The sequence below is a fragment of the Enterobacter sp. PP-008-ECC_S150 genome (genome assembly GCF_045257065.1).
Taxonomy (GTDB): domain Bacteria; phylum Pseudomonadota; class Gammaproteobacteria; order Enterobacterales; family Enterobacteriaceae; genus Enterobacter; species Enterobacter chengduensis.
Window position 1 is genome coordinate 25,377 of sequence record NZ_JBJHHG010000029.1, and the last position, 26,918, is coordinate 52,294.

At 57.2% G+C, this 26,918-nt stretch carries 24 protein-coding genes and 1 pseudogene; 14 read left to right on the top strand and 11 right to left on the bottom strand.

All coding sequences use genetic code 11. From position 1 onward, the window contains the following. The first annotated feature begins 532 nt into the window (after positions 1-532). A complete protein-coding gene (locus tag ACJBF3_RS23225) occupies positions 533-1,816 on the top strand; it encodes a citrate synthase (RefSeq protein ID WP_045325825.1) in 1,284 nt (427 codons plus the stop codon). Positions 1,817-1,906: 90 nt separating this feature from the next. Here the strand turns inward: ACJBF3_RS23225 and nei are convergent, their stop codons facing one another. The 7 genes from nei to ACJBF3_RS23260 all read right to left on the bottom strand — a co-directional run bounded on the left by nei (position 1,907) and on the right by ACJBF3_RS23260 (position 8,007). Further along, positions 1,907-2,698 carry an endonuclease VIII gene (gene nei, locus ACJBF3_RS23230; RefSeq protein WP_045325822.1) on the bottom strand — a complete coding sequence of 264 codons (792 nt, stop codon included), beginning with the start codon at positions 2,696-2,698 and terminating at the stop codon, positions 1,907-1,909. Between the two features lie 18 nt (positions 2,699-2,716). Next, a complete protein-coding gene (gene pxpA, locus ACJBF3_RS23235) occupies positions 2,717-3,457 on the bottom strand; it encodes a 5-oxoprolinase subunit PxpA (protein ID WP_045325820.1) in 741 nt (246 codons plus the stop codon). After that, positions 3,444-4,376: a 5-oxoprolinase subunit PxpC gene (gene pxpC / locus ACJBF3_RS23240; RefSeq protein ID WP_045325817.1), complete on the bottom strand. Its 933-nt coding sequence runs from the start codon at positions 4,374-4,376 to the stop codon at positions 3,444-3,446. Before pxpC ends, pxpA begins: the two co-directional genes overlap by 14 nt. Continuing rightward, positions 4,370-5,026, bottom strand: coding sequence for a 5-oxoprolinase subunit PxpB (pxpB, locus tag ACJBF3_RS23245; protein WP_045325815.1), 657 nt, complete (start codon positions 5,024-5,026; stop codon positions 4,370-4,372). The genes pxpC and pxpB overlap by 7 nt, the downstream gene beginning before the upstream one ends. 14 nt (positions 5,027-5,040) lie before the next feature. Continuing rightward, positions 5,041-5,784, bottom strand: a complete 744-nt coding sequence (locus tag ACJBF3_RS23250; protein ID WP_045325813.1) for a type 2 GTP cyclohydrolase I — start codon at positions 5,782-5,784, stop codon at positions 5,041-5,043. A gap of 10 nt (positions 5,785-5,794) precedes the next feature. Continuing rightward, positions 5,795-7,207, bottom strand: a complete 1,413-nt coding sequence (gene phrB / locus ACJBF3_RS23255) for a deoxyribodipyrimidine photo-lyase (protein ID WP_045325810.1) — start codon at positions 7,205-7,207, stop codon at positions 5,795-5,797. Positions 7,208-7,800: 593 nt separating this feature from the next. Beyond that, complete coding sequence (locus tag ACJBF3_RS23260; protein ID WP_028019445.1) at positions 7,801-8,007, bottom strand: YbfA family protein; 207 nt, start codon at positions 8,005-8,007, stop codon at positions 7,801-7,803. A gap of 309 nt (positions 8,008-8,316) precedes the next feature. Here ACJBF3_RS23260 and kdpF point away from each other — a divergent pair, with 309 nt between their 5' ends. The 9 genes from kdpF to potE all read left to right on the top strand — a co-directional run bounded on the left by kdpF (position 8,317) and on the right by potE (position 20,249). Beyond that, complete coding sequence (gene kdpF / locus ACJBF3_RS23265; protein ID WP_014069365.1) at positions 8,317-8,406, top strand: K(+)-transporting ATPase subunit F; 90 nt, start codon at positions 8,317-8,319, stop codon at positions 8,404-8,406. Next, positions 8,406-10,085, top strand: coding sequence for a potassium-transporting ATPase subunit KdpA (gene kdpA, locus ACJBF3_RS23270; protein WP_045325805.1), 1,680 nt, complete (start codon positions 8,406-8,408; stop codon positions 10,083-10,085). The genes kdpF and kdpA overlap by 1 nt, the downstream gene beginning before the upstream one ends. 18 nt (positions 10,086-10,103) lie before the next feature. Beyond that, entirely contained in the window at positions 10,104-12,152 is a 2,049-nt protein-coding gene (gene kdpB / locus ACJBF3_RS23275; protein ID WP_045325803.1) for a potassium-transporting ATPase subunit KdpB, read from the top strand. 12 nt (positions 12,153-12,164) lie between these two features. Beyond that, the gene (kdpC, locus tag ACJBF3_RS23280) at positions 12,165-12,740 is read left to right on the top strand and encodes a potassium-transporting ATPase subunit KdpC (RefSeq protein ID WP_045325801.1); all 576 of its coding nucleotides are present in this window, start codon (positions 12,165-12,167) and stop codon (positions 12,738-12,740) included. Next, positions 12,741-15,428: a two-component system sensor histidine kinase KdpD gene (gene kdpD, locus ACJBF3_RS23285; protein ID WP_045325799.1), complete on the top strand. Its 2,688-nt coding sequence runs from the start codon at positions 12,741-12,743 to the stop codon at positions 15,426-15,428. After that, positions 15,425-16,102: a two-component system response regulator KdpE gene (gene kdpE, locus ACJBF3_RS23290; protein ID WP_045325796.1), complete on the top strand. Its 678-nt coding sequence runs from the start codon at positions 15,425-15,427 to the stop codon at positions 16,100-16,102. Before kdpD ends, kdpE begins: the two co-directional genes overlap by 4 nt. A gap of 278 nt (positions 16,103-16,380) precedes the next feature. Next, positions 16,381-16,485: a leader peptide SpeFL gene (speFL, locus tag ACJBF3_RS23295; protein WP_003858645.1), complete on the top strand. Its 105-nt coding sequence runs from the start codon at positions 16,381-16,383 to the stop codon at positions 16,483-16,485. A 255-nt stretch (positions 16,486-16,740) separates the two neighbouring features. Then, positions 16,741-18,939: an ornithine decarboxylase SpeF gene (gene speF / locus ACJBF3_RS23300; protein WP_045325795.1), complete on the top strand. Its 2,199-nt coding sequence runs from the start codon at positions 16,741-16,743 to the stop codon at positions 18,937-18,939. Beyond that, on the top strand, positions 18,936-20,249 hold the full coding sequence (potE, locus tag ACJBF3_RS23305; protein ID WP_045325794.1) for a putrescine-ornithine antiporter: 1,314 nt from the start codon (positions 18,936-18,938) through the stop codon (positions 20,247-20,249). Before speF ends, potE begins: the two co-directional genes overlap by 4 nt. Positions 20,250-20,339: 90 nt before the next feature. On the opposite strand, the gene pgm is transcribed toward potE, so the two are convergent. Beyond that, positions 20,340-21,980, bottom strand: a complete 1,641-nt coding sequence (pgm, locus tag ACJBF3_RS23310) for a phosphoglucomutase (alpha-D-glucose-1,6-bisphosphate-dependent) (protein WP_045325793.1) — start codon at positions 21,978-21,980, stop codon at positions 20,340-20,342. Between the two features lie 24 nt (positions 21,981-22,004). Then, positions 22,005-22,553 (bottom strand): replication initiation negative regulator SeqA, encoded by a 549-nt coding sequence (seqA, locus tag ACJBF3_RS23315; RefSeq protein WP_032638886.1) that lies wholly within the window; start codon positions 22,551-22,553, stop codon positions 22,005-22,007. Positions 22,554-22,736: 183 nt separating this feature from the next. Between seqA and ybfF the strand changes: the two genes are divergently transcribed. From ybfF to fur, 4 genes are all read left to right on the top strand, one after another. Beyond that, positions 22,737-23,510, top strand: a complete 774-nt coding sequence (ybfF, locus tag ACJBF3_RS23320) for an esterase (RefSeq protein WP_045325791.1) — start codon at positions 22,737-22,739, stop codon at positions 23,508-23,510. A 128-nt stretch (positions 23,511-23,638) separates the two neighbouring features. Continuing rightward, complete coding sequence (gene ybfE, locus ACJBF3_RS23325) at positions 23,639-23,926, top strand: LexA regulated protein (RefSeq protein ID WP_032638882.1); 288 nt, start codon at positions 23,639-23,641, stop codon at positions 23,924-23,926. Between the two features lie 155 nt (positions 23,927-24,081). Further along, positions 24,082-24,612 (top strand): flavodoxin FldA, encoded by a 531-nt coding sequence (gene fldA / locus ACJBF3_RS23330; protein WP_008501067.1) that lies wholly within the window; start codon positions 24,082-24,084, stop codon positions 24,610-24,612. Positions 24,613-24,903: 291 nt separating this feature from the next. Then, entirely contained in the window at positions 24,904-25,350 is a 447-nt protein-coding gene (gene fur, locus ACJBF3_RS23335) for a ferric iron uptake transcriptional regulator (protein WP_014169146.1), read from the top strand. Positions 25,351-25,497: 147 nt separating this feature from the next. On the opposite strand, the gene chiQ is transcribed toward fur, so the two are convergent. Together chiQ and chiP are read right to left on the bottom strand one after the other, a co-directional pair. Beyond that, a complete protein-coding gene (chiQ, locus tag ACJBF3_RS23340) occupies positions 25,498-25,827 on the bottom strand; it encodes a ChiQ/YbfN family lipoprotein (protein ID WP_045325787.1) in 330 nt (109 codons plus the stop codon). A 43-nt stretch (positions 25,828-25,870) separates the two neighbouring features. Beyond that, positions 25,871-26,797 (bottom strand): annotated as a pseudogene (chiP, locus tag ACJBF3_RS23345) (chitoporin); the annotation flags it as partial. Positions 26,798-26,918: the final 121 nt, after the last annotated feature.

Here is a 26,918-nt window from a genome sequence, read left to right on the forward strand (position 1 = left end):
CGTTACAACGCTGGGTGGCTCGGGATTGCAGGGTGTTCCGGAGACCTGGCGGCAGTATAGGCCGTTCACAAAATCATTACAATTAACCTACATACAGTTTGTCGGGTTTTCTCTGGAACAGTGATCAGGGTCACGATAACAACATCTTTTTAATTTTTAATCATCTGATTTGACAAATGTTAAACAATATTGTTACAAACGTCATCAGAAAAGGCATATAATGCGCAAAAGTTATGAGGTCTCTCTTTCACCTGACAAATAGTTATGTAACAGTGTGATGGTATTGACCGAAGTTATCAGGACAGTTATTAGTGATATACAGGTTTGAATAATTCGGACTGCAAAAACGCTGATTTGCTGTTGTTTCACTGATATTTCATTCGTTTACCTGCAAGGCGCCATAGCTCTGTACCCTGGTTTGTCCTCGTGAGCTGAGCGGTAAGCCAAATAACAATCTGGTAACGGTGATTAACAGCTGAAAGCAAATCCGGTAAAGCGCAGTCTTAAGCATAAGGCGCTAAGGAGACCGTAAATGGCTGATACAAAGGCAAAACTCACCCTCAACGGTGGTGATGCTATTGAACTGGATGTGCTAAAAGGCACGCTCGGTCAGGATGTTATTGATATCCGTACGCTGGGTTCTAAAGGTGTGTTTACCTTTGACCCTGGATTTACCTCTACCGCATCTTGCGAATCCAAAATCACCTTCATTGACGGTGACGAAGGTATCCTGCTCCATCGCGGCTTCCCCATCGATCAGTTAGCCACCGAATCCAACTATCTGGAAGTGTGCTACATCCTGCTGAACGGCGAAAAACCGACGCAGGCTCAGTACGATGAATTCAAAACCACCGTGACCCGTCACACTATGATCCATGAGCAGATTACCCGTCTGTTCCATGCGTTCCGTCGTGACTCTCACCCAATGGCGGTGATGTGCGGGATTACCGGCGCGCTGGCGGCGTTCTATCACGACTCCCTTGACGTGAATAACCCGCGCCACCGTGATATCGCGGCGTTCCGCCTGCTGTCCAAAATGCCGACCATGGCGGCGATGTGCTACAAATACTCTATCGGCCAGCCGTTTGTGTATCCGCGCAACGACCTCTCCTATGCGGGTAACTTCCTGCGCATGATGTTCTCCACGCCGTGCGAAGAGTACGAAGTGAACCCGGTGCTGGAACGCGCGATGGACCGTATTCTGATCCTCCACGCTGACCACGAGCAGAACGCCTCTACCTCTACCGTGCGTACCGCAGGCTCTTCAGGCGCGAACCCGTTCGCCTGTATCGCGGCGGGCATCGCCTCCCTGTGGGGACCGGCGCACGGCGGCGCGAACGAAGCGGCACTGAAGATGCTGGAAGAGATCAGCACCGTTGAGCACATCCCTGAGTTCGTGCGTCGCGCGAAAGACAAGAATGACTCCTTCCGCCTGATGGGCTTCGGTCACCGTGTTTACAAAAACTACGACCCGCGCGCCACCGTGATGCGTGAGACCTGCCACGAAGTGCTGAAAGAGCTGGGTACCAAAGATGACCTGCTGGAAGTGGCGATGGAGCTGGAACACATCGCGCTGAACGACCCGTACTTCATCGAGAAGAAACTCTACCCGAACGTCGATTTCTACTCTGGCATTATTCTGAAAGCGATGGGCATTCCGTCCTCCATGTTCACCGTGATCTTCGCCATGGCCCGTACCGTAGGCTGGATTGCGCACTGGAACGAAATGCACAGCGAAGGCATGAAGATCGCCCGTCCTCGTCAGCTTTACACCGGCTACGAGCAGCGTGATTTTAAGTCTGACCTGAAGCGTTAAAAGATAAGCCCGGTGGCGCTACCGCTTACCGGGCCTACAAATAAATGCGAAACGTAGGCCGGGTAAGGCGAAGCAGCCACCCGGCTTTTTTTATGTCTGACAGTGCGGGCACCAGTAAAACGGTCTGGAAGAGAGCATCATCCTGTCGATAATTCCGCCGCACCGCTCGCACTTTTTCCCCGCCCGATGAAACACCTTAAACCGGAACTGCGCCCCGTGATGCTTGTTCTCATCCACCACGCCGCGCGTGTTGTACGACAGCCGCGGAATATCCAGCAGCGCGTGGGATAGCGCCTCCAGCTGTTCATCATTCAGCTGAGACGCTTTACGCTGCGCCGCCAGCCCAACTTCCCAGAGGATCTCTACCCGCAGGTAGTTGCCCAGCCCGGCCAGAAAGGCCTGGTCGAGGAACAGACCGGAAAACTGTCGGTTACGGAATTTAGGCGATAACAACCGGGCCTTCACGTCGCTCGCCGTCAGGCGCATGTCCAGCACGTCCGGCCCGACCCGCTGCAGAAACGGGTGCGTCAGGAGCTGCTCCGGCGTTAACATTTCGATATCCGACGCGCTATAGAGCAGGATCGCCTTATCCGCCGTTTGCAGCCTGACGCGCAGCACGCGGGTGGTTTGCGGCTGCTCGTCCGCCTCCACCACGCGCCAGACGCCGTAAAGCTGGTTATGGCTATATAACGTCAGGTTATGGGAAAAGTGCGTCAGCAAGGCCTTGCCGCGCGTTTCAATATGGGTCACCGTCTGCCCCACCAGCTGTGATTCAAACGGTTTTAGCTGAGGAAAAGCAAACCAGACATCCGTCAACGGTTTGCCCTTTATCGCCGCCTCCAGGCTATCCGCCGCGCGGCGGATCTCCGGACCTTCAGGCATGTTATTGTCCTTTCATGATTATGCTGCGCTAACGAGGATGCCCTCTTCAGAGAACGCTACCCGCAGGCGGCGCGCGAACTGTAGCGCATGCTCGCCGTCGCCGTGTAAACACACCGTATCGGCCTGCACGTTTGCCTGTGTTCCGTCCACCGCGGTCACCCGCCCGGCGCGCACCATCTCCAGCGTTTGCGCCAGCGCTTTATCTTCATCGGTAATCAGCGCCCCGGCCAGGGTGCGCGGCACCAGGCTGCCGTCCGGCTGATATCCCCGGTCGGCAAAGACTTCCTGACGCGTCGTCAGCCCCAGCCGCTTCCCGGCCCGGATCAGCTCGCTGCCCGCAAGGCCTACCAGAATCAGCTGCGGATTACAGTCCCTCACCGCGCGGGCAATCGCCTCCGCCAGCACCGGATCTTTTGCCGCCTGGTTGTAAAGCATGCCGTGCGGCTTCACGTGGCGCAGCACGCCCTTCTCGGCGCGCACCATCGCCGCCAGCGCGCCGATCTGGTAAAGCACCTGAGCGTAGACCGTCTCTGGCGGCAGGTCCATCGCCGTGCGGCCAAAGTTTTCCCGGTCGGGGAAGCTCGGATGCGCGCCTATCGCGACGCCATTTTTAATGGCATGACGCACGCTCTCCAGCATGGTTTGCGCATCGCCCGCGTGAAAGCCGCAGGCGATGTTGACCGAGGAGACCAGCGTCATCAGCTCTGCGTCGGCGCCGCCGCCCTCGCCCAGGTCAGCGTTTAAATCAATCTTTGCCATCAAGCCTCCACGCCAGCTGTTCGAGATAACGCTGCTGATCCTGACGCGCCTTAAGTGCCTCCTCCAGCGAACACTGCACGAAGTGGATCGGCTGACCGAGAGGGATCTGTGCCAGATGGTAGCGATCGGCTTCAATAATGCAGGCAATGCGCGGGTATCCCCCCGTTGTCTGCGCGTCGTTCATTAACACGATGGGCTGACCGTTGCCCGGCACCTGAATGACCCCCGGCAACAAGCCGTGGGAGAGCAGCTCCCGGTCCGTCGTGCGGGTCAGCGGCTGCCCCTGCAGGCGGTAGCCCATACGGTTACTCTGCGGGCTGAGCTTCCACGGCGAGCGCCAGAAGGACTCTTTCGAAGCCTCGTCAAACTCATGATATTCCGGCCCGGGTAAGGCGCGGATCTGGTTTCCCCAGAGAAGCTGTTTCACCCCCTGAGCCGTCGAGAAGTGGCGCGATGAAGGCTTAATCGCCAGGCGATCGCCGTCGCGCAACAGGCGTCCTTCGTGACCGCCGATGCCGGCTTTCTGATCGGTACTGGATGAGCCCAGCACCTCCGGCACGTCGATGCCGCCCGCCACCGCGAGGTAGCTACGCACGCCGTGCAAAGGACGCTTTAAGGTCAGACGCTGTCCGGCTTTCGCCCGCAGCCGCCAGCCGGTCCACACCGCTTTGCCGTCCAGCGTCGCGTCACACCCTGCGCCGGTTAAGGCAAACCAGGTCTCCTGGCCAAACTCAATGACGCACTGGCCGAGCGTCATTTCGAGCGCGGCCGTATTGCCGGGGTTGCCCACCAGCACGTTAGCAATCTCCAGCGCGGGCCTGTCCAGCGCACCGCAATAGCTCACGCCAGACTGGCGCATGCCAAAGCGCCCGGCATCCTGTACGGAGGTATAAAGCCCGGCGCGAATAAGCGTTAACATACCCCCTCCTTCTGCGGGATAAAGCGCAGGGTATCGCCGGGACGCAGGAGTATTGGCGTCTCCAGCCCCGGGTCAAATAGCGGCGTAGCGGTATGCCCAATCAGCTGCCAGCCGCCGGGCGACGTCAGCGGATAGACGCCGGTCTGCTCGCCGCCAATCGCAACCGTCCCAGCCGGTACGCTCAGGCGCGGTTCAGCGCGGCGCGGCGTATGCAGCTGGGGGGAGAGACCGCCCAGATACGGGAACCCGGGCTGGAAACCCAGGAACCAGACCACGTAATCAACCGAACTGTGCAGTTCAACAACCTGCTTTTCTGTTAATCCGCAGTGGTCTGCCACCACGCCAAGATCCGGTCCACCCGTGCCGCCGTAAACGACCGGGATCTTGATGGTGCGCGATTCCGGCTCCAGCGCCTCGCTCTCTTCCCACCAGCGCTGTAAACGTTCAATAGCGTCCAGCGCCAGAGTGTGCGGACTGCGCAGCACCACGGTGATGTTATTCATCCCCGGAATGGCTTCGACCACCTCGGGCAGTTCGACCAGACGCTGGGTGAGCCGCCAGATACGCTTTTGCGTGGCATGAGTCACCGGCGGTTCTAGCTCCAGAACCACCGCCGTTTCCCCCAGAAGATAACAACGCGCTCGCTGCACTCAGGCACCTCTCATCAGGCCGGGTTAGGAATATCAATAAAGGTCACATCAAGATCGGTATTTTCCGTCAGCCATTCGCTGAGGGCGCGAATGCCGCCGCGCTCGGTGGCATGATGGCCGGCCGCGTAAAAATGCAGCCCCTGTTCACGCGCCGAATGAATGGTCTGCTCGGACACTTCGCCAGTGATAAAAGCATCGACGCCGAAACGCGCGGCGCTGTCGATAAAGCCCTGGCCGCCGCCGGTACACCAGGCAACACGCTTCACCGTATCCGGGCCGGTATCGCCGCTCCACAGCGGGCGACGCCCCAGGCGAGCTTCGATCCAGGATGCCAGCTCCAGCCCCGGCACCGGCATCGCCAGTTCGCCCCACGGCACCAGCGGCTCGATTTCGCCCATCACGGTAATCCCCAGCAGCTGCGCCAGCTGGACGTTGTTGCCGAGCTCCGGGTGCGCATCCAGCGGCAGATGGTAGCCGTACAGGTTAATGTCATTTGCCAGCAGCGTTTTCAGGCGGTTGCGCTTCATGCCGCGAATAATCGGCGATTCGTTTTTCCAGAAATAGCCGTGATGGACAATCACCGCGTCGGCCTCCTGGCGCACCGCTTCATCCAGCAGTGCCTGACTTGCCGTTACGCCGGTGATAATTTTTTGCACCGTCTCACGGCCTTCCACCTGCAGGCCATTCGGACCGTAGTCGCTAAAGGCGCTGGTATTCAGTTTTTCGTTGATCAGGCGTTCCAGTTCACTGTTTTTCATCTTTACTCTCTCACACTTTTCGGGCGGCTTCGTACGCCGCCAGCGTGGCGACGCGCGCCTGCTTATGGTCAACAATCGGACGAGGATAATCCAGCTTTACGCCCTGTTTATCCGCCCACGCCCAGGGGTCATGGATCGCTTTCGCCGGAACATTCCTGAGCGCGGGCAGCCAGCGGCGAATGAAGTCGCCGTCCGCATCAAATTTTTGCCCCTGCGTGGTCGGATTAAAAATTCGGAAATAGGGTGCCGCATCGGTGCCGGTTGAGGCCGCCCACTGCCATCCGCCGTTATTTGCCGCCAGATCGCCGTCGATCAGCTGAGAGATAAAATAGCGCTCCCCGACACGCCAGTCGATAAGCAGATCTTTCACCAGGAAGCTGGCGGTAATCATTCGCAGACGGTTGTGCATCCACCCCGTCTCATTGAGCTGACGCATAGCGGCATCCACAATCGGATAGCCCGTCTCCCCTTTTTGCCAGGCCTGTAAATGGGCCTCGTCGTGCTGCCATTTGATGTTGTCGGTCCAGGGAATGAACGGGTGATGCTTGCAGAGATCGGGATGAAACGTCATCAGATGGCGGTAGAACTCGCGCCAGATCAGTTCATTCAGCCAGACAGAACCCGCCCCGCCCTCCAGCGCCTGCGGCTGCTCCGCCAGCAGGCGGTGTAAACACTGACGAGGAGAGATCGCGCCCAACGCCAGGCTCGCGGATAAACGGCTCGTGCCTTCAATCCCCGGAAAATCGCGGCGCGCGTCGTACTCTCCCGCGCCCTGTTTGCAAAACTGGCGCAGCTTCGCAATAGCGGATTTCTCATCGGCAGGGAACAGAAGTTCATCGAACGTCTGTTGGGGGTAGTTAAACGTTAATTCAGGGAGATCGGTGATGGCATCGCCGCGAACGGCGGGCGCGGCCACGCACTCGGGCAGCGCCTCTTTCAGGCGTTTAACAAACGCATTTTTAAACGGCGTAAACACTTTGTACATTTCCTGACTGCCGGTCATGACGCTGCCCGGCGCAAGCATCACGCTGTCATCAAATCCTTCACAAACCACATCTTCCAGTATCTTCTCCAACTGACGGTCGCGCTGCTGCTCGTTGAATTCGTACTGATAGTTGTAAAAAAGATGCGTGACGTTGTGCTGCTTGCAGGTCTCCTGCACCGTCTGCAGCTGGGCCGCAAAATCATTCACCTCTTTGTAGAGAAGCGGTATCCCCTTCCCGGCAAGCGAGTGCTGCAGATCGGTCAGATACGCACGCAGCAGGGCCGCCTGGCGGGGCGCCATGTCATGCTGCCGCCACTGCCCGGGCGTCGCCACAAACAGAGCCAGAACGTTAGCGTCTTTGGCGCGGCAGGCCGCCGCGAGTGCGATGTTGTCATGTACGCGCAGGTCTGCGCGAAACCAAACCAGATGGGTGGGCATAAAACTCCAGGCAGTTATCCATTATGTCCGTAAGGGCATGCCGTCAAAGGAAAAAGCATGCAGTGAACTACTTTGCCATGAAGTGTAGACGGGATGAAATAAAAAAGGCCGCCCGAGGCGGCCTTAACGCTACTTGTCCTGCGCTATCGTGTTAAATGCAACAAACCCCATCGGTTCATCACTTTTGACAACGAGTACGCTGGCGACAATGAACGCGATGCAAAAATAGCGTTTCATTATGCGGTCCCTGCTGCTAACCGCTCCACCGTTCACCACCGGTGATAAGTCGGTGGACACAAGCTCTGACGAGAGCCTGACTTACGGTTGTGGTCACGCCTTTCCCGGGACCGGTGCCCATGTGCGAGATGGCGGAAAGGGACGCTGCATAGTAGTTGGCCCTGGCGTAAAACGTAATCCACCGAAAAGGTTTTTAAGAATATATTTAGGGAGTTGCAGTTTGATTACTTGAGGACCCGAGATATTCTTATAAGCCTCTGACGAGGGCTTGAAGACTACCCAACGGACTGCGAATCCCGAGGGATAAAAAAACCGCCACATTGCTGTTGGCGGTTTTTTTATTGCTGTATGTAGTCTTAGTAGAAGTCGCAGGTCGCTTTCTCGGCCTGATCCATCCACACCGGCTTCTCGCTGGTTTTCGCCCAGACGCGGTGCAGATAGCTGTAAAAACGGGCGCGATCTTTCCAGAACAGCATCACCGGCAGAGCCAGCACCCCAGCCACTACGGCGAAAGTGCGGCGCATGAACACGATATGAGCCGGAAACTCTTTATAAAGATCCATATTTTTCTCCCCTATAGTTGGCCGGAAACGTCATCCGGAAAATTCAAAATCTGTGACCTGGCTAAAATAATATCGCTTTGTTTGTAATTTTACTACTCATCCGACCACTTATTTTTGCCCGTTTAGGGGAAATTTACATTCACGCCGTAATTAAGTTACAAAAAAGTTAACGACTTACTTATCAATAGTTAAATTGTGGGCTTTGCCATTTTTATACTTTTTTTACACCCGCCCTTCCCATTTTTGCGAAATCTTTGCGCCATAAATCCTACCGTTAACACAACAAAGAAAGTCACCCGGAGGTGGATTGTGAGTGCAGGTCTTATTGCCGGCATCGTGCTGGTGTTCCTGTTATTGGGTTATCTGGTTTATGCCCTGATTAATGCGGAGGCATTCTGATGGCTGCTCAGGCGTTTTTGCTTATTGCCAGTTTCTTAGTGGTGTTGTTTGTCCTGGCAAGGCCGCTGGGCTCGGGGCTGGCACGGCTAATCAATAACGTTCCCCTGCCCGGTACGGCAAGCGTTGAAAAAGGGATCTGGCGCGTCCTGGGTATCGACGATCGGGAGATGAACTGGCGCGACTATCTGATCGCCATTTTGCTGCTGAATATCGTTGGACTCATTGCGCTTTTTGCCATGCTGATGGTGCAGGGTATCCTGCCGCTGAATCCGCAACAGTTACCGGGCCTTTCCTGGCATCTGGCGCTCAACACGGCGGTCAGCTTTGTCACCAACACCAACTGGCAGTCCTATTCTGGTGAAACCACGCTCAGCTACTTCAGCCAGATGGTCGGTTTAACCGTGCAGAACTTCCTCTCTGCCGCGAGCGGTATTGCGGTGATCTTCGCGCTGACGCGTGCGTTTGCGCGCCAGAACGTGAGCACGCTGGGTAACGCGTGGGTGGACCTGACGCGCATTACGCTGTGGATCCTGCTGCCGATTGCGCTGCTGATTGCGCTGTTCTTTATCCAGCAGGGCAGCCTGCAAAACCTGCTGCCTTATGCGCCTTATACCTCGCTGGAAGGGGCAAAAGAGCTCCTGCCGATGGGGCCCGTCGCGTCGCAGGAAGCCATCAAGATGCTCGGCACCAACGGTGGCGGCTTCTTCAACGCCAACTCGTCGCACCCGTTTGAAAACCCGACCGCCCTGACCAATTTTGTGCAGATGCTGGCGATCTTCCTGATCCCCGCCGCGCTCTGCTTTGCCTTTGGCGACGTGGTGAACGATCGCCGTCAGGGGCGCACCCTGCTCTGGACCATGTCGCTTATCTTTGTGGTCTGTGTTGCGCTGGTAATGTGGGCCGAGTGGAACGGCAACAGCCATTTCATGCAGCTTGGGGCTAACAGCAATATCAATATGGAAGGTAAAGAGAGCCGCTTTGGCATTCTCGCCAGCAGCCTGTATGCGGTGGTCACCACGGCAGCGTCGTGCGGGGCGGTCAACGCCATGCATGATTCCTTTACGGCGCTGGGCGGGATGATCCCGATGTGGCTGATGCAGATTGGCGAGGTGGTGTTTGGCGGCGTGGGCTCGGGTCTGTACGGCATGCTGCTGTTCGTGCTGCTGGCGGTGTTTATTGCCGGTCTGATGATTGGCCGCACCCCGGAATATTTGGGTAAAAAAATCGACGTTCGCGAGATGAAGTTAACCGCGCTGGCGATTCTGGTCACCCCGGCTCTCGTGCTGCTCGGCACCGCGCTGGCGCTGATGACCGAGTCCGGACGCAGCGGCATCTTTAACCCCGGCATTCACGGCTTTAGTGAAGTGCTGTACGCCGTCTCCTCTGCCGCCAACAACAACGGCAGCGCCTTTGCAGGCTTAAGCGCCAACTCACCGTTCTGGAACTGCCTGCTGGCGTTCTGCATGTTTGTTGGCCGCTTCGGGATCATTGTGCCGGTTATGGCGATTGCCGGCTCGCTGGTGAATAAGAAAATTCAGCCGACCACCACCGGGACATTACCGACCCACGGCGCGCTGTTTATCGGCCTGCTGACCGGCACCGTGTTGCTGGTAGGCGCCCTGACCTTTATCCCCGCCCTCGCGTTAGGCCCGGTCGCGGAATACCTCTCTTTACGCTGATTTTGCGGAGAAATTGTCATGAGTCGTAAACAACTGGCCCTGTTCGAACCGTCATTAGTTCGCCAGGCGCTCATGGATGCGGTGAAAAAACTGAGCCCGCGCGTGCAGTGGCACAACCCGGTGATGTTTATTGTCTGGGCGGGAAGCGTCCTGACCACCGCCCTGGCGATTGCCATGGGAACAGGCCACATGCCGGGGAATGCGATGTTTACCGGCGCCATCAGCCTGTGGCTGTGGTTTACCGTGCTGTTCGCCAACTTTGCGGAAGCGCTGGCGGAAGGCCGGAGTAAAGCCCAGGCCAACAGCCTGAAAGGGGTGAAAAAGACCGCCTTCGCGCGCAAGCTGCGTGAACCGAAATACGGCGCGCAGATGGACCACGTTCCGGCGGATGAACTGCGCAAAGGCGACGTGGTGCTGGTGGAAGCCGGTGACATCATCCCGTGCGACGGCGAAGTCATTGAAGGGGGCGCCTCGGTGGATGAAAGCGCCATCACCGGGGAATCCGCGCCGGTTATTCGTGAGTCCGGCGGCGATTTCGCCTCCGTGACCGGCGGGACGCGCATTCTCTCCGACTGGCTGGTGATCCAGTGTAGCGTTAACCCGGGTGAAACCTTCCTCGACCGGATGATCGCCATGGTGGAAGGCGCCCAGCGTCGTAAAACGCCTAACGAAATCGCCCTGACCATCCTGCTGGTGGCCCTGACCATTGTCTTCCTGCTGGCAACCGCAACCCTGTGGCCGTTCTCCGCCTTTGGCGGCACCGCGGTCACCGTCACGGTGCTGGTGGCGCTGCTGGTTTGTCTGATCCCCACCACCATCGGCGGCCTGCTGTCAGCCATCGGCGTGGCCGGCATGAGCCGCATGCTCGGGGCTAACGTCATCGCCACCAGCGGGCGTGCAGTAGAAGCGGCGGGTGACGTCGACGTTCTGCTGCTCGATAAAACCGGGACCATTACCCTCGGTAACCGCCAGGCGTCAGACTTCTTACCCGCGCCCGGCGTGGATGAAAAAACGCTGGCGGATGCCGCACAGCTCTCTTCGCTTGCTGATGAAACGCCGGAAGGCCGCAGTATCGTGATCCTCGCCAAGCAGCGCTTTAACCTGCGCCAGCGCGACGTTCAGAGCCTGCACGCCACGTTCGTGCCCTTCACGGCGCAAACCCGCATGAGCGGCATCAACATCCAGGATCGCATGATCCGTAAAGGCTCGGTTGACGCGATTCGTCGCCACATCGAGGCCAATAGCGGTCACTTCCCACCGGAAGTCGACAGCCTGGTTGAAAGCGTGGCGCGTCAGGGGGCGACGCCGCTGGTGGTGGCCGAAGGCGCACGCGTGCTGGGGGTGATTGCCCTGAAGGACATCGTCAAAGGCGGAATTAAGGAACGCTTTGCCCAGCTGCGCAAAATGGGGATCAAAACGGTGATGATCACCGGGGATAACCGTCTGACCGCCGCGGCGATTGCCGCCGAAGCGGGCGTGGATGATTTCCTTTCCGAAGCCACGCCGGAAGCCAAGCTGGCGTTGATTCGTCAGTACCAGGCGGAAGGGCGACTGGTGGCGATGACGGGGGACGGTACCAACGATGCCCCTGCCCTCGCGCAGGCCGACGTGGCGGTGGCGATGAACTCCGGTACCCAGGCGGCAAAAGAGGCGGGCAACATGGTCGACCTCGACTCTAACCCGACCAAGCTGATTGAGGTCGTGCACATCGGCAAGCAGATGCTGATGACGCGCGGGTCGCTGACCACGTTCAGCATCGCCAACGACGTGGCGAAATATTTCGCCATCATTCCGGCCGCGTTTGCTGCGACCTATCCGCAATTAAACGCGCTGAACGTGATGCACCTGCACTCCCCGGCTTCGGCCATTCTGAGCGCAGTCATCTTTAACGCCCTGATTATTGTCTTCCTGATCCCGCTGGCGCTGAAAGGCGTGAGCTATAAGCCGCTCACCGCCGCCGCCATGCTGCGCCGTAACCTGTGGATTTACGGTCTGGGCGGGCTGGTGGTGCCGTTCATCGGTATCAAGGTTATCGACCTGCTGCTGACGCTGTTTGGCCTGGTTTAAAAGGTGATTCAAATGACGATGTTACGCCCCGCTATACTTCTGTTTATTCTGCTGTCTCTCATCACCGGCGGGCTGTACCCGCTGGTGACCACCGCGCTGGGCCAGTGGTGGTTTAAGGATCGGGCAAACGGCTCGCTGATACTGCAAAACGGTGAAAACCGCGGTTCGCGCCTGATTGGTCAGAACTTTACGGATGCCCGCTACTTCCAGGGACGCCCTTCCGCCACTGCCGAAAGCCCGTATAATCCGATGGCATCGGGCGGCAGCAACCTGGCAGGCAGCAACCCGGATCTGGACAAAGCCATCGCCGGGCGCGTGGCGGCCCTGCGCGCCGCCAATCCGCAGGCCAGCCGTGAGGTTCCCGTAGAGCTGGTGACCGCCTCGGCCAGCGGGCTGGACTACAGCCTGACGCCGTCAGCCGTGGCATGGCAGATCCCGCGCGTCGCCGCCGCCCGTCAGCTGACCGTCGAACAGGTGAGCCAGCTTGTGGCAGAGCACACGCAAAAGCCGCTGGTCAGCTTCATCGGCATGCCCGTGGTAAATATTGTTGAGCTGAATCTGGCGCTGGACGCGCTAAGGAAAAACTAAATGACCGACGAGCCCATGCGCCCGGATCCGGACAGGCTGCTTGAACAGACGGCTGAAGCCCATCGCGGCAAACTGAAAATTTTCTTTGGCGCCTGCGCGGGCGTCGGGAAAACCTTCGCCATGCTGACGGAAGCCCAGCGGCTTCGGGCGCAGGGGCTCGATATTTTGATCGGCGTGGTTGAAACCCACGGACGTAAAGAGACGGCATCGCTGCTGAAGGGGCTGGCGACCCAGCCGCCCCGCCGCATCAGCCATCGCGGTCGGTTAGTTACCGAATTCGATCTCGATGCCGCCCTCGCCCGCCGTCCCGCCCTTATCCTGATGGACGAGCTGGCGCACAGCAATGCGCCAGGCTCGCGCCACCCCAAGCGCTGGCAGGATGTCGAAGAGCTACTCGAAGCCGGCATCGACGTGTTCACCACGGTTAACGTTCAGCATCTTGAAAGCCTGAACGACGTGGTGAGCGGCGTGACCGGGATTCAGGTGCGCGAGACGGTACCCGATCCCTTCTTTGATTCCGCGGACGAGGTGGTGCTGGTCGACCTGCCCCCGGATGATTTACGCCAGCGCCTGCACGAAGGTAAAGTCTACATCGCAGGCCAGGCCGAACGCGCCATCGAACATTTCTTCCGCAAAGGCAACCTGATTGCCCTGCGCGAGCTGGCCCTGCGCCGTACTGCCGATCGCGTTGACGATCAGATGCGCGCCTGGCGTGACCTGCAGGGCCAGGAACGCGTCTGGCACACGCGAGATGCCATCCTGCTGTGCGTGGGTCACGGCAGCGGCAATGAAAAGCTTGTTCGCACCGCCGCGCGCCTGGCGGCCAAATTTGGCAGCGTCTGGCATGCGGTGTATGTCGAAACGCCGCAGCTTCACGCCCTGCCCGAAAACCAGCGTCGCGCCATCCTGAGTTCGCTGCGCCTGGCGCAGGAGCTGGGTGCCGAAACCGCCACCCTTTCCGATCCGCAGGAAGATAAAGCCATTCTGCGCTACGCCCGCGAGCATAATCTGGGGAAAATCGTCATTGGCCGTCGCCAGCATCGCCGCTGGTTTAGCCGCGAATCCTTCGCTGACAAGCTGGCCCGCCGTGCGCCGGATCTGGATCTGGTGATCGTGGCGCTGGATGACAAGCCCACGCCATTGCCCAACCGCGCGCCGGACAGCCGCACCTTTAGCGACAAATGGCGCATTCAGCTTCGCGGCTGTCTTGTCGCCGTCGTGCTTTGCGCCCTCATAACCGTCATTGCCAGCCAGTGGCTGATTGCCTTTGATGCCGCCAACCTGGTGATGATCTACCTGCTGGGCGTGGTGGTGGTGGCGCTCTTTTACGGGCGCTGGCCGTCGGTGCTGGCGACGGTGATAAACGTCATCAGCTTCGATCTCTTCTTTATTGCCCCCCGCGGGACGCTCGCCGTCTCGGACGTGCAGTATATTCTCACCTTTGCGGTGATGCTTACCGTCGGGCTGGTGATCGGGAATCTGACGGCGGGCGTACGCTATCAGGCGCGCATCGCCCGCTATCGCGAACAGCGCACGCGCCATCTCTATGAGATGTCGAAATCGCTGGCGGTGGGCCGCACGCCGCTGGATATTGTGCAGACCAGCGAGCAGTTTATTCGCTCAACGTTTCATGCCAGCAACCTGATTTTACTCCCGGACGAACACGGCAGGCTGCGCCCGCTAACGTCGGCCACGGGCATGACGCCCTGGGATGAAGCCATCGCGCGCTGGAGCTTTGATAAAGGGCTACCGGCGGGCGCAGGGACCGACACCCTCCCCGGCGTGCCCTATCAAATTCTGCCGCTGCGCAGTGCCGATAAAAATCAGGGGCTGGTGATTGTTGAGCCTTCCAACCTGCGCCAGCTGATGATCCCCGAACAGCAGCGGCTGCTGGAGACCTTTACCCTGCTGGTTGCCAGCGCGCTGGAGCGGCTGGCCCTCACCACCAGTGAAGAACAGGCCCGGCTGGCGAGCGAGCGTGAAAGCATTCGTAACTCGCTGCTGGCGGCGCTCTCGCACGATCTGCGGACCCCGCTCACCGTTCTGTTCGGTCAGTCAGAAATCCTGACGCTGGACCTGGCGGCGGAAGGCTCTAAACACGCTCTGCAGGCCAGCGAGATCCGCCAGCACGTGCTGAATACCACCCGTCTGGTAAATAACCTGCTCGATATGGCGCGTATTCAGTCGGGCGGATTTAACCTCAAAAAAGAGTGGCTCACGCTGGAAGAGGTGGTGGGCAGCGCCCTGAAAATGCTGGAGCCCGGCCTGGGCGGACGCCATATCGCCCTCAACATGCCCGAGCCCCTGACGTTAATTCACGTCGATGGCCCCCTGTTTGAGCGGGTGCTGATCAACCTGCTGGAAAATGCCGGCAAATATGCGGGCGCCAGTGCCCGGATCGGCGTGGATGCGACGGTGGACGATGGCACGCTGCACCTTGACGTCTGGGATACCGGCCCGGGCATTCCTGCCGGACAGGAGCTGGCTATTTTCGAAAAATTCGCGCGCGGCAATAAGGAGTCGGCCATTCCGGGCGTTGGGCTCGGGCTGGCCATTTGCCAGGCGATCGTTGACGTCCACGGCGGCACCATTTCCGCAAAGAATCGTCCGGAAGGCGGGGCGCGTTTTTGTGTTACACTTCCGCTGGAAACTCCGCCAGAACTGAATGAATTACCAGAGGATTTGTGATCAACGTTCTGATTGTTGAAGATGAGGTCGCCATTAGCCGTTTTCTGCGCGCTGCGCTGGAAGGTGACGGTCTGCGCGTCCATGATGCGGGTACGCTTCAGCGGGGCTTAATTGAAGCCGCCACCCGCAAGCCGGACCTGGTGATCCTCGATCTGGGCCTGCCGGACGGTGACGGCATCGATTTTATTCGTGAGGTACGTCAGTGGAGCCAGATGCCGATTCTGGTGCTTTCCGCCCGTACTGAAGAGACGGATAAAATCGCCGCGCTGGATGCCGGTGCGGATGATTATCTGATTAAGCCTTTTGGTATCGGCGAGTTGCAGGCTCGCCTTCGCGTGGCGCTGCGTCGCCACAGCGCCGCCACGCCTGCCGACCCAACCTACACGTTTGGGGATATCCGGGTTGACCTGGCCGCGCGGCGCATCGTGCGCGGCGATGAGGAGATTCATCTCACGCCAATCGAGTTTCGCCTGCTCGCCGTCCTGCTCAACAACCACGGCAAGGTACTCACCCAGCGCCAGCTGTTAAGTCAGGTGTGGGGACCCAACGCCGTGGAACATAGTCATTATTTACGCATATATATGGGGCATCTCCGTCAGAAACTCGAACTCGACCCCGCACGCCCTCGCCATTTATTAACTGAAACCGGTATCGGTTATCGGTTTATGCTTTGAATAACTATTCAGTTTGTTTTTAAATAACACCTAAATATTCCGGATAATATCTTAGAAATATCTCTCTCGTTATTTTTCGGGTTATTTCTGCTCATTTAAAACATTGACAATACATCCTGTTAACTCAATACCAACAAATCAGCATTTTGATCTGCGTTATTCATCAAAAACGACTAATTATTTCTGAAATGATCGGTTAACGGTGATCTCCTTCACAGTTAATCGCGTTTTCCTGGATAAAATGACCGTGCTTTCAATTACTGAAAGGAAAATGAAACATGGAAAACAACAATCGCTTAATGCCCCATATAAGGCGGACAACGCATATCATGATGTTTGCCCACCGAAACTGCTTTGACTTTCATCTCTTTAATGCCCGGTAGTCCTTCGACTTCTGGCGCACCCGCTTACAGGTTATCCTGAAACACCTTACTTTACAGGCCATTGCCTGTGAACTCGTGCGCTCATTCATTTTGATTCAGACTCATCCGCACCAGGCGGACTGAATTTCAATCATCAAAAAAAGCAATTCACTGATTTTAATCAGCGGCCTCCCTTTGCTTTTTTTCCGGAAAATTATCGATTTCTTTCTTGCAAGAAATCGAGGGACGCTTATTACCTAAAATAAAGAGAGAAAGATGAAAAGTTTAAAAATCGCAGCCAGCCGTGCGTGTCCGGATTGCTTCACTACCCAGCGTGAACTGGTGGATGTCCGCGCTTCGGATTATATTGATGTTGCCGCCATTGTTCTGGCGGTCACGGATATTACCAGCGGCATCCTGGACGAAATAGAAGCCACCGGTTTTGGCATTCCTGTTTTTGTCGCGACGCATAAAGAAGAGTTCATCCCGGCAGACTATTTATCGCGCATTCATGGCGTATTTGAGTATTCAGACTCCAGCAGCGACTTTTATGGACGCCAGCTGGAAGCGGCAGCCCAGAAGTATGAAACCCAGCTGCGGCCGCCGTTTTTCCGCGCCCTGGTCGACTACGTTAAACAGGGCAACAGCGCCTTTGACTGTCCGGGGCATCAGGGCGGCCAGTTCTTCCGCCGCCATCCTGCCGGTAATCAGTTTGTCGATTTCTTTGGCGAGACGCTCTTCCGCTCCGATCTGTGCAACGCCGACGTGGCGATGGGCGATCTGCTGATCCACGAAGGCGCGCCGTGCATTGCGCAGCAGCATGCGGCGAAGGTCTTTAATGCCGATAAGACCTACTTCGTGCTGAACGGCACCTCCTCATCCAACAAAGTGGTATTAAACGCCCTGCTCACGCCGGGCGACCTGGTGCTGTTCGACCGTAACAATCACAAATCTAACCATCACGGTGCCCTCCTCCAGGCTGGCGCAACGCCGGTCTATCTGGAAACCGCGCGCAACCCGTACGGCTTTATTGGCGGCATTGACGCGCACTGCTTTGAGGAGAGCTACCTGCGCGAGCAGGTGGCAGAGGTGGCGCCTGGCCGAGCACGCGATGCGCGTCCGTTCCGCCTGGCGGTGATCCAGCTGGGCACCTACGATGGCACCATCTATAACGCCCGTCAGGTGGTGGATAAGATTGGGCATCTGTGTGATTACATCCTGTTTGACTCGGCGTGGGTGGGTTACGAGCAGTTTATTCCAATGATGGCCGACTGTTCGCCGCTGCTGCTGGAGCTGAACGAAAATGACCCGGGGATTTTGGTTACCCAGTCCGTGCATAAACAGCAGGCGGGCTTCTCCCAGACCTCGCAAATCCACAAGAAAGATAGCCATATCAAAGGGCAACCGCGCTATGTCCCGCACAAGCGGCTGAACAACGCCTTTATGATGCACGCCTCTACCAGCCCGTTCTATCCGCTGTTCGCCGCGCTGGATATCAACGCCCGCATGCACGAAGGCCAGAGCGGCCGCAACATGTGGATGGACTGCGTGGTTAACGGTATCGAAGCGCGCAAGCTGATCCTGGAGAACTGTCGGTATCTGCGCCCCTTCGTGCCGGAGACGGTGGATGGCCGTCCGTGGGAAAGCTGGGACACGGCGGAGATTGCGACCAACCTGCGCTTCTTCCACTTCGTGCCGGGTGAAAACTGGCACGCTTTCGAAGGCTACGCGGAGCATCAGTACTTTATCGACCCGTGCAAGCTCCTGCTGACCACGCCGGGCATCAACGCCCGCACCGGGGAGTATGACGACTTCGGCGTGCCCGCCACCATCCTCGCCAACTTCCTGCGTGAAAACGGTATCGTGCCGGAAAAATGCGATCTCAACTCGATCCTGTTCCTGCTCACCCCTGCCGAAGATATGGGCAAACTGCAGCAGCTGGTGGCGCAGCTGGTACGCTTCGAAAAACTGCTTGAGAGCGACGCACCGCTGAAAGAGGTCCTGCCCTCTCTCTACAAGCAGCATCCGGACCGTTATGCGGGCTACACCCTGCGTCAGATCTGCCAGGAGATGCATGATCTGTACGCCCGCCACAACGTGAAGCAGCTGCAGAAAGAGATGTTCCGCAAGTCCCACTTCCCGCGCGTGATGATGAACCCGCAGGACGCGAACTACGCCTACCTGCGCGGTGAGGTTGAGCTCGTCTCCCTGCGCGACGCGGAAGGCCGCATCGCTGCCGAAGGCGCGCTGCCCTATCCGCCGGGAGTGCTGTGCGTTGTCCCGGGCGAAGTCTGGGGCGGCTCCGTGCTGCGCTACTTTACCGCGCTTGAAGAAGGCATCAACCTGCTGCCGGGCTTTGCGCCAGAGCTGCAGGGCGTATACGTCGAGGAGTGTGAGGGACGCAAACAGGTTCGTTGCAACGTCATTAAACAACCCGCCGCTCGGCCCGGGCTGCTGAAAGGAGAGACATTATGAGTAAGTCCAACAAGATGGGCGTGGTGCAGCTGACCATCCTCACCATGGTCAACATGATGGGGTCGGGGATCATCATGCTGCCCACCAAGCTTGCCGAAGTGGGTACCATCTCTATTATCTCCTGGCTGGTGACGGCTGTGGGGTCAATGGCGCTGGCGTGGGCGTTTGCCAAGTGCGGCATGTTCAGCCGCAAGTCCGGCGGGATGGGTGGCTATGCCGAATACGCCTTTGGCAAGTCGGGCAACTTCATGGCCAACTATACCTACGGCGTGTCGCTGCTGATCGCCAACGTGGCGATTGCCATCTCCGCCGTGGGCTACGGGACGGAGCTGTTTGGCGCGACGCTCAGCCCGGTCCAGATTGGGCTGGCGACCATCGGGGTGCTGTGGATCTGCACCGTGGCTAACTTTGGCGGCGCGCGTATCACCGGACAGCTCAGCAGCATCACCGTCTGGGGCGTGATTATCCCGGTCGTCGGCCTGTGCGTCATCGGCTGGTTCTGGTTCAGCCCGACCCTGTACGCCAACTCCTGGAACCCCCACCATGTGCCGTTCTTTAGCGCTGTAGGCTCTTCTATTGCCATGACGCTTTGGGCTTTCCTGGGTCTGGAATCGGCCTGCGCGAACGCGGAAGTGGTAGAAAACCCGGAGAAGAACGTGCCGATTGCGGTCCTCGGCGGCACGCTGGGCGCGGCGGTGATCTATATCGTCTCGACGAACGTGATTGCGGGCATCGTGCCGAATATGGATCTGGCTAACTCCACGGCGCCGTTCGGGCTTGCCTTCGCCCAGATGTTCACCCCGGAAGTCGGGAAAGTAATCATGGGTCTGATGGTGATGTCCTGCTGCGGTTCGCTTCTCGGCTGGCAGTTCACCATCGCGCAGGTGTTTAAATCCTCGGCTGATGAAGGCTACTTCCCGAAAATCTTCTCCCGCGTGACCAGAGCGGATGCGCCGGTGCAGGGCATGCTGGCGATTGTGATTTTCCAGAGCGGATTGTCGCTGATGACCATTAGCCCGTCGCTGAACAGCCAGTTCAACGTGCTGGTCAACCTGGCGGTGGTGACGAACATCATTCCGTATATTCTGTCGATGGCCGCGCTGGTGATTATTCAGAAGGTGGCGAAGGTCGATCCGCGTAAGGCGCGGGCGGCAAATATCGTGGCGCTGATTGGGGCAATCTACAGCTTCTATGCGCTCTACTCATCGGGTCAGGAGGCGATGCTGTATGGCGCGATGGTGACCTTTATGGGCTGGACGCTGTACGGCCTGGTGTCACCACGGTTTGAGTTGAAAAATAAGCATAGTTAAAAAAAAGCCCGGTGGCGCTAGCGCTTACCGGGCCTACGATCGCTGTTGTAGGCCGGGCAAACGCAGTGCCGCCCGGCACACAAACCGCACTTACGCGTTTTTCAGCACTTCGCTGACGATCTCTACCGCTTCTTTCTCAATCTGCTGACGGTGCTCGGCGCCGAGGAAGCTTTCGCAATAGATTTTATACGCATCTTCCGTGCCGGACGGACGCGCGGCGAACCAGCCGTTGTCGGTCATCACTTTCAGACCACCAATGGAGGCGCCGTTGCCCGGTGCCGCCGTCAGACGCGCGGTGATCGGGTCACCTGCCAGGGTGCTTGCGCTGACCATCTCCGGAGAGAGTTTAGACAGGGCCGCTTTCTGGGCTGAGGTCGCGCTGGCCTGAATACGGTTGTAGCTAGGTGCGCCAAAGCGTGCCGCCAGGTCATTGTAATGTTCCTGCGGGTTTTTACCGGTGACCGCGGTGATTTCCGCAGCCAGCAGGCACATAATGATGCCGTCTTTATCGGTTGACCATGGCGTGCCGTCGAAGCGCAGGAACGACGCCCCCGCGCTCTCTTCACCACCAAAACCAAAGCTGCCGTCGTGCAGACCGTCAACGAACCATTTGAAGCCCACCGGCACTTCCACCAGCTTGCGGCCCAGCGCCTCGACCACGCGGTCGATCATCGCGGAGGAAACCAGCGTTTTACCGACGGCCACCTCTTTGCCCCACTGCGGACGATGCTGGAACAGGTAGTTGATCGCCACGGCCAGATAGTGGTTCGGGTTCATCAGCCCGGCAGGGGTAACGATGCCGTGACGGTCATAATCCGGGTCGTTCGCAAACGCCAGGTCGAATTTATCGCGCAGTGCCAGCAGGCCCGCCATCGCGCACTCGGAGGAGCAGTCCATACGGATCGCGCCGTCTTTGTCCAGGTGCATAAAGCGGAAGGTCTGATCGACGTGATCGTTCACGATGGTCAGATCCAGCTTGTAGTGCTCGGCGATACGTTTCCAGTATTCAATACCGGAGCCGCCCAGCGGATCCACGCCCAGCTTCAGGCCCGCTTTCTGAATCGCCGCCATATCGACGATATCCGCCAGCCCTTCCACGAACGGCTGAACCAGATCCTGCTCTTTCACGTGACCGGAGGCCATGGCCGCGTCCAGAGAAATGCGCTTCACGCCTTTAAGACCGTCAGCCAGCAGCGCGTTCGCACGATCTTCCACCACTTTGGTGACGTTAGTGTCGGCCGGACCACCGTTAGGCGGATTGTATTTGATGCCACCGTCTTCCGGCGGGTTGTGGGATGGCGTGATAACGATACCGTCAGCCAGCGCGCCCCCTTTTTTGTTGTGCACCAGGATGGCGTTAGAGACCGCAGGCGTTGGAGTGAAGCCGTTGTTCTCCTGAACAATCACGTCGACCCCGTTAGCCGCCAGCACTTCCAGTACGGAGATGAACGCCGGTTCAGACAGCGCATGGGTATCTTTCCCCACGTAGCACGGACCGGTAACGCCGTTTTTAGCGCGCTCTTCCGCAATGGCCTGAGCAATAGCCAGAATGTGCGGTTCGTTAAAGCTGTGGCGCGCCGCGCTGCCGCGGTGACCAGATGTACCAAACTTCACTGCGTGTTCTGCGTTGCCCACGACCGGTTTCAGCACGTAATACTGCGCGGTCAGCTGAGCGACGTTAATCAAATCGCTTTGTTGTGCAGGTTGGCCTGCACGGCTGTGATTTGCCATTACCGGGTCCTTCTGATGCAAGGGTTAAATTGTACCGCAAACCTTTTCAATCAATTCCGCAGGGAACTGCATGGACTGCATGATGTGTTCAATCATGCTGCACTTGCGGCCCGTGTTGGTATTGGTGATCACCCAGTATGGAGTGCCAGGGACATGTTTAGGTTTGGTTTGGTTGCCATTTTGCAGCAGCGTCTGCTCGTCGCCCGCGAAATAGACGCGAGTACGACCGTGCAGCGACTCGGTCGCCTCAGCAAACGCTTTGTTATCCAGGGAATAAAGTGTAGACAGCACCAGCATAAAACGGTTAACCGCCTTTTTCTGCTCAGCGTATTCGTCGGAGAGCAGCAGTTCGCGCACCGCGCGGACTTTATCTTTTACCGGCGTCACGGCAGGTTTTGCTTGTGCAACAACGCTCGGCTGAGACACGACATCTTTGGTGACTGGGGTAGCAGGCTGTGAAGCGGCGGAAATTTTAAGCATGCGCCGTAAAATGTCGGACGCGCTCTCCCCGATATGCCGCGTCTGGCTGGCAATATACTGATAGAGTTCGTCATCAACTTCGATTGTTTTCATCTTAATCCAGTGCGATATCTTATCTGAATACAAGTCATTGGGATTATAAGGTCAAATCCCAACAGCGGATAGCGTCAAACCAGGTTGGCGGCAAAAGTCAGATTAAACTGGAACCTTGCGGCCGGGCGGCAGAATGGTCAACATGATACCCTAACCTGACATACGTAAAAAAAGAACTTTGCCATGAAATTGAATACCCGAGCGCAAACTGCACAATCGCCGAACAATAATTCTCCCATCGTACTGGTTCACGGACTTTTTGGCAGCCTGGATAATCTCGGCGTGCTGGCGCGCGATCTGGTGACCGACCACGATATTTTACAGGTTGATATGCGCAATCACGGTCTATCCGGGCGTGCCGACGAGATGACCTATGCGGCGATGGCGCAGGATCTGCTGGATACGCTGGATGCCAACGGTCTGCAAAAGGTAACGCTCATCGGGCATTCAATGGGCGGCAAAGCGGTGATGGCCCTGACGGCGCTGGCGCCGGAGCGTATTAGCGGCCTGGTGGTGATTGACGTCGCGCCCGTGGATTATGACGTCCGCCGCCACGACGAGATTTTTGCCGCCATCAATGCGGTCACGGAAGCGGGCGTTGCGACACGCCAACAGGCGGCTGCCGTCATGCGTGAGCACCTTAATGAAGAAGGCGTCGTGCAGTTCCTGCTGAAGTCGTTTGTTGACGGCCAATGGCGTTTTAACGTGCCGGTGCTCTGGAACCAGTACAACAACATCGTAGGCTGGGAAAGCGTCCCCGCCTGGCCGCACCCTACCCTCTTTATTCGCGGCGGGCACTCCCCTTACGTTACCGACGCGTACCGCGACGCCATACTGACGCAGTTCCCGCAGGCTCGCGCCCACGTCATTGCCGGTGCCGGACACTGGGTGCATGCGGAAAAACCGGACGCTGTCCTGCGCGCCATTCGTCGCTATCTCGCTGATACGGCAAATTGATTAAAAAGAAAGCGACTGGAAGACTGCGGGCTTCCAGTCGTTGGCGTGCCGTTTTTGGTGATGTATGATGGCGCGCTTATCGCCCGGGCATTAGCAGGGCGGCGTGTTTCCCCCGAAGTCTCAGAATCATGGCCAAAGAACAAACGGACCGTACGACACTAGATCTGTTCGCGAACGAGCGTCGCCCGGGACGACCCAAGACGAATCCGCTTTCGCGCGATGAACAGCTGCGTATCAATAAACGCAACCAGCTTAAACGCGATAAAAATCGTGGACTTAAGCGTGTCGAACTGAAGCTGAACGCCGACGCTGTCGATGCGCTTAACGAGCTGGCCGACGCGCGAAATATCAGCCGCAGCGAGCTCATTGAAGAGATGCTGATCGCCCAGCTTGAGACGTTACGCCGCCAGGCATAAGTCTGAAAATCCCCTTTATCGCCCTTTTCATGTAGCACAGAGTGCAGTCCTGCGCGATAGCTGTTTCCGCAGGGTTGCCTGTTCTGCTATTATTGCCCTTATCCGTGGCCGAATTGCGCCACCATACTATTAAGTTTCAAGAGGTTATTTTACTCATGGCAATCATCGGCATTTTCTTTGGCAGTGATACCGGCAATACCGAAAATATCGCAAAAAACATTCAGAAACAGCTCGGTAAAGACGTTGCTGATGTGCATGACATCGCCAAGAGCAGCAAAGAAGATCTGGAAGGCTATGACATCCTGCTGCTGGGTATTCCAACCTGGTACTACGGTGAAGCCCAGTGCGACTGGGATGATTTCTTCCCGACGCTGGAAGAGGTGGACTTCAACGGTAAGCTTGTCGCCCTGTTTGGCTGCGGCGATCAGGAAGACTATGCCGAATACTTCTGTGATGCGCTGGGCACCATCCGCGATATTATTGAGCCAAATGGCGCGGTTATCGTAGGCCACTGGCCGACCGCCGGTTACCACTTTGAAGCGTCTAAAGGTCTGGCCGATGACGATCATTTCGTGGGTCTGGCCATTGACGAAGACCGTCAGCCAGAACTGACCGCCGAGCGCGTTGAGAAGTGGGTGAAGCAGATCCGTGAAGAACTGCACCTGGACGATATTCTTAACGCCTGATGCTTACCGCGGCGCAACCGCGGTTGCGCCCATGCCCCAGGTCAAACCGATTAAATTAATTGCTACAATCTTTTAACTTTTTCGCCCAGACCTGTACAATGTCTCCCTGATAAAAATGGGTTTTCCATTGAGCAAGTTTGTTGGTGATACCCCATTTTTATAAGCATATTTTGCCTGAGACTTGCAGTTTTCATTTAGCCATGGCAGTTCTATAATGAGACGCATTATCCCAGGTGCATTTTCTGTCACTTCCTACAGAAGTGAATCGTTTAGCAACAGGACAGATTCCGCATGACTGACAACAATACCGCATTAAAGAAGGCTGGCCTGAAAGTTACGCTTCCTCGGTTAAAAATCCTCGAAGTGCTTCAGGGTCCAGACAATCACCATGTCAGTGCGGAAGACCTTTATAAACGTCTTATCGACATGGGTGAAGAGATTGGGCTGGCTACCGTTTATCGCGTGCTGAACCAGTTTGATGACGCGGGCATTGTTACCCGTCATAACTTCGAAGGCGGTAAATCTGTCTTCGAACTGACCCAGCAGCAGCACCACGATCACCTGATCTGCCTCGACTGCGGCAAGGTCATTGAATTTAGCGATGACTCCATCGAAGCGCGCCAGCGTGAAATCGCCGCGCGTCACGGCATCCGTCTGACCAACCACAGCCTGTACCTTTACGGCCACTGCGCTGAAGGCGATTGCCGCGAAGACGACCATGCGCACGATGCGAAATAAGCGAGAGTTCATACTCTAAGCCAGCCGAAAGGTTGGCTTTTTTTCGCCTAAAATAAAGCCCGGTGGCGCTGCGCTTACCGGGCCTACGGGCTGTGAAACCTGTGTAGGCCCGGTAAGCGCAGCGCCACCGGGCGTAAAAACAGCTCATTAGTTATTATTGCTGCGAATTTCCTGCCAGATCTTATCGCAACGCTTCGCCACTTCCTGATCGTTACCGGTCTTACGCGCCTGAATACAGGCCTGGTAATCCATCACGCGAACGCTCTCCTGCGTGGCAAACTGCTCGTGCGCCTTCTCCTTTTTCAGCACGTTAAGAACGCTTTGACAGGCCTCGATTTTTTCTGGCGAACCTTGCGCTGTGTTGATACAGGCGCTGTACGCCTCCTTCAGTCGCGAATCTTCTTTCGGCCCCGGCGAGGTCACGCAGGCTGCAAGCCCGGCGCTCATCACCGCGACAAGTACGATTTTCTTCAACATAGCCGTCTCCATTCCAGCGGGCCTCAGCCCGCCAGAGCGTTTATCAGAAGATAGTGAATGGTGCGATAACCATGAACTTCACGTCGCGCTCATCCTGGAAGATGTTGCCGTAACCGCCGCCCCAGCTTGGGATATCGGAGTGGTTGTCGTACTGAGTGAAGTGCAGTTTAAACATGGTGCCTTTCGCGCGGCCGTCCTGAACGGTGTACATCGCGTCCAGGCTGTACGCAGACTCTTTAATTTTGTTTGACGCGTAGTCTTCACGCTGGCCTGCGGCGTTGATAAACCAGTCGGCCGGTTTTGCATCCCAGGCATAAACGTAGGATGCACCGACGGCCCAACCCGCCAGATCCCAGTTTTTGAGATCATACATCGCGCCAAAGAACACCGCCTTTTCACCGTTGGCGTTGAAGTCAGAGCGGTTATCCCACCAGATGTCGAGACGACCGTTCGAAGAAGCATAGGTTGGCGTCATGCGCTGCAGGAAGTAGCCCTGCTGCCCTTCTGCTTTCACCCACGTTCCTTCCAGGCGCAGATCCACCACGTCGGCTACCTTGTAGCCGAAGGTCAGCGCCTGCAGCCAGGCCGTGCCGTCGTAGATATCGTTGATGGTATTGTTATCGGCCTTATCCCGCGCGCCGTAGAACTGATAGCTGGTTGAAAGCGGGGATCCCGCGACGTCAAACTTGTAGCTGGCTTTGGCAAAGTATTGATCGACAAAACCTTCTGCCTGGCCGAACGCCGCTTCCAGCACCAGGTCATTTTTGAAATCGTACTTAGCACCGAGTGAATGCAGGTAATCGACCTTCGTCCTGCGGTCATTCTGGTAGAACTTGTCCATCTCAATGTGCCACGGCGCTTTGTACTCGTTGGTCCACATGTATGAGAAGCTCAGCGCACCCGCGTCGCCGTAGTCGAAGTTTGCCCCGGCCTCTGCCCCCTGATATGTGCCGGGCATAAAGCTCCAGTGTGTACTGCACCCATTTTGTTGGACGATGAAATGGAATAGTCCCTGATATGTCAAAGCCAAAATACCCCTTCGAAAAGCGCCTTGAAGTCGTGAATCACTACTTCACAACTGATGATGGTTA

Bases quoted from the DNA above. Each gene is read 5' to 3' on its own strand.
- ybfF (WP_045325791.1), top strand. From the start codon at position 22,737: ATGAAATTGAATACCCGAGCGCAAACTGCACAATCGCCGAACAATAAT.
- ACJBF3_RS23250 (WP_045325813.1), bottom strand. From the start codon at position 5,784: ATGAAAAACAGTGAACTGGAACGCCTGATCAACGAAAAACTGAATACC.
- pxpA (WP_045325820.1), bottom strand. From the start codon at position 3,457: ATGGCAAAGATTGATTTAAACGCTGACCTGGGCGAGGGCGGCGGCGCC.
- ybfE (WP_032638882.1), top strand. From the start codon at position 23,639: ATGGCCAAAGAACAAACGGACCGTACGACACTAGATCTGTTCGCGAAC.
- pxpC (WP_045325817.1), bottom strand. From the start codon at position 4,376: ATGTTAACGCTTATTCGCGCCGGGCTTTATACCTCCGTACAGGATGCC.
- potE (WP_045325794.1), top strand. From the start codon at position 18,936: ATGAGTAAGTCCAACAAGATGGGCGTGGTGCAGCTGACCATCCTCACC.
- seqA (WP_032638886.1), bottom strand. From the start codon at position 22,553: ATGAAAACAATCGAAGTTGATGACGAACTCTATCAGTATATTGCCAGC.
- fldA (WP_008501067.1), top strand. From the start codon at position 24,082: ATGGCAATCATCGGCATTTTCTTTGGCAGTGATACCGGCAATACCGAA.
- pgm (WP_045325793.1), bottom strand. From the start codon at position 21,980: ATGGCAAATCACAGCCGTGCAGGCCAACCTGCACAACAAAGCGATTTG.
- kdpB (WP_045325803.1), top strand. From the start codon at position 10,104: ATGAGTCGTAAACAACTGGCCCTGTTCGAACCGTCATTAGTTCGCCAG.
- ACJBF3_RS23225 (WP_045325825.1), top strand. From the start codon at position 533: ATGGCTGATACAAAGGCAAAACTCACCCTCAACGGTGGTGATGCTATT.
- kdpA (WP_045325805.1), top strand. From the start codon at position 8,406: ATGGCTGCTCAGGCGTTTTTGCTTATTGCCAGTTTCTTAGTGGTGTTG.
- kdpC (WP_045325801.1), top strand. From the start codon at position 12,165: ATGACGATGTTACGCCCCGCTATACTTCTGTTTATTCTGCTGTCTCTC.
- fur (WP_014169146.1), top strand. From the start codon at position 24,904: ATGACTGACAACAATACCGCATTAAAGAAGGCTGGCCTGAAAGTTACG.
- phrB (WP_045325810.1), bottom strand. From the start codon at position 7,207: ATGCCCACCCATCTGGTTTGGTTTCGCGCAGACCTGCGCGTACATGAC.
- speF (WP_045325795.1), top strand. From the start codon at position 16,741: ATGAAAAGTTTAAAAATCGCAGCCAGCCGTGCGTGTCCGGATTGCTTC.
- speFL (WP_003858645.1), top strand. From the start codon at position 16,381: ATGGAAAACAACAATCGCTTAATGCCCCATATAAGGCGGACAACGCAT.
- kdpD (WP_045325799.1), top strand. From the start codon at position 12,741: ATGACCGACGAGCCCATGCGCCCGGATCCGGACAGGCTGCTTGAACAG.
- chiQ (WP_045325787.1), bottom strand. From the start codon at position 25,827: ATGTTGAAGAAAATCGTACTTGTCGCGGTGATGAGCGCCGGGCTTGCA.
- nei (WP_045325822.1), bottom strand. From the start codon at position 2,698: ATGCCTGAAGGTCCGGAGATCCGCCGCGCGGCGGATAGCCTGGAGGCG.
- ACJBF3_RS23260 (WP_028019445.1), bottom strand. From the start codon at position 8,007: ATGGATCTTTATAAAGAGTTTCCGGCTCATATCGTGTTCATGCGCCGC.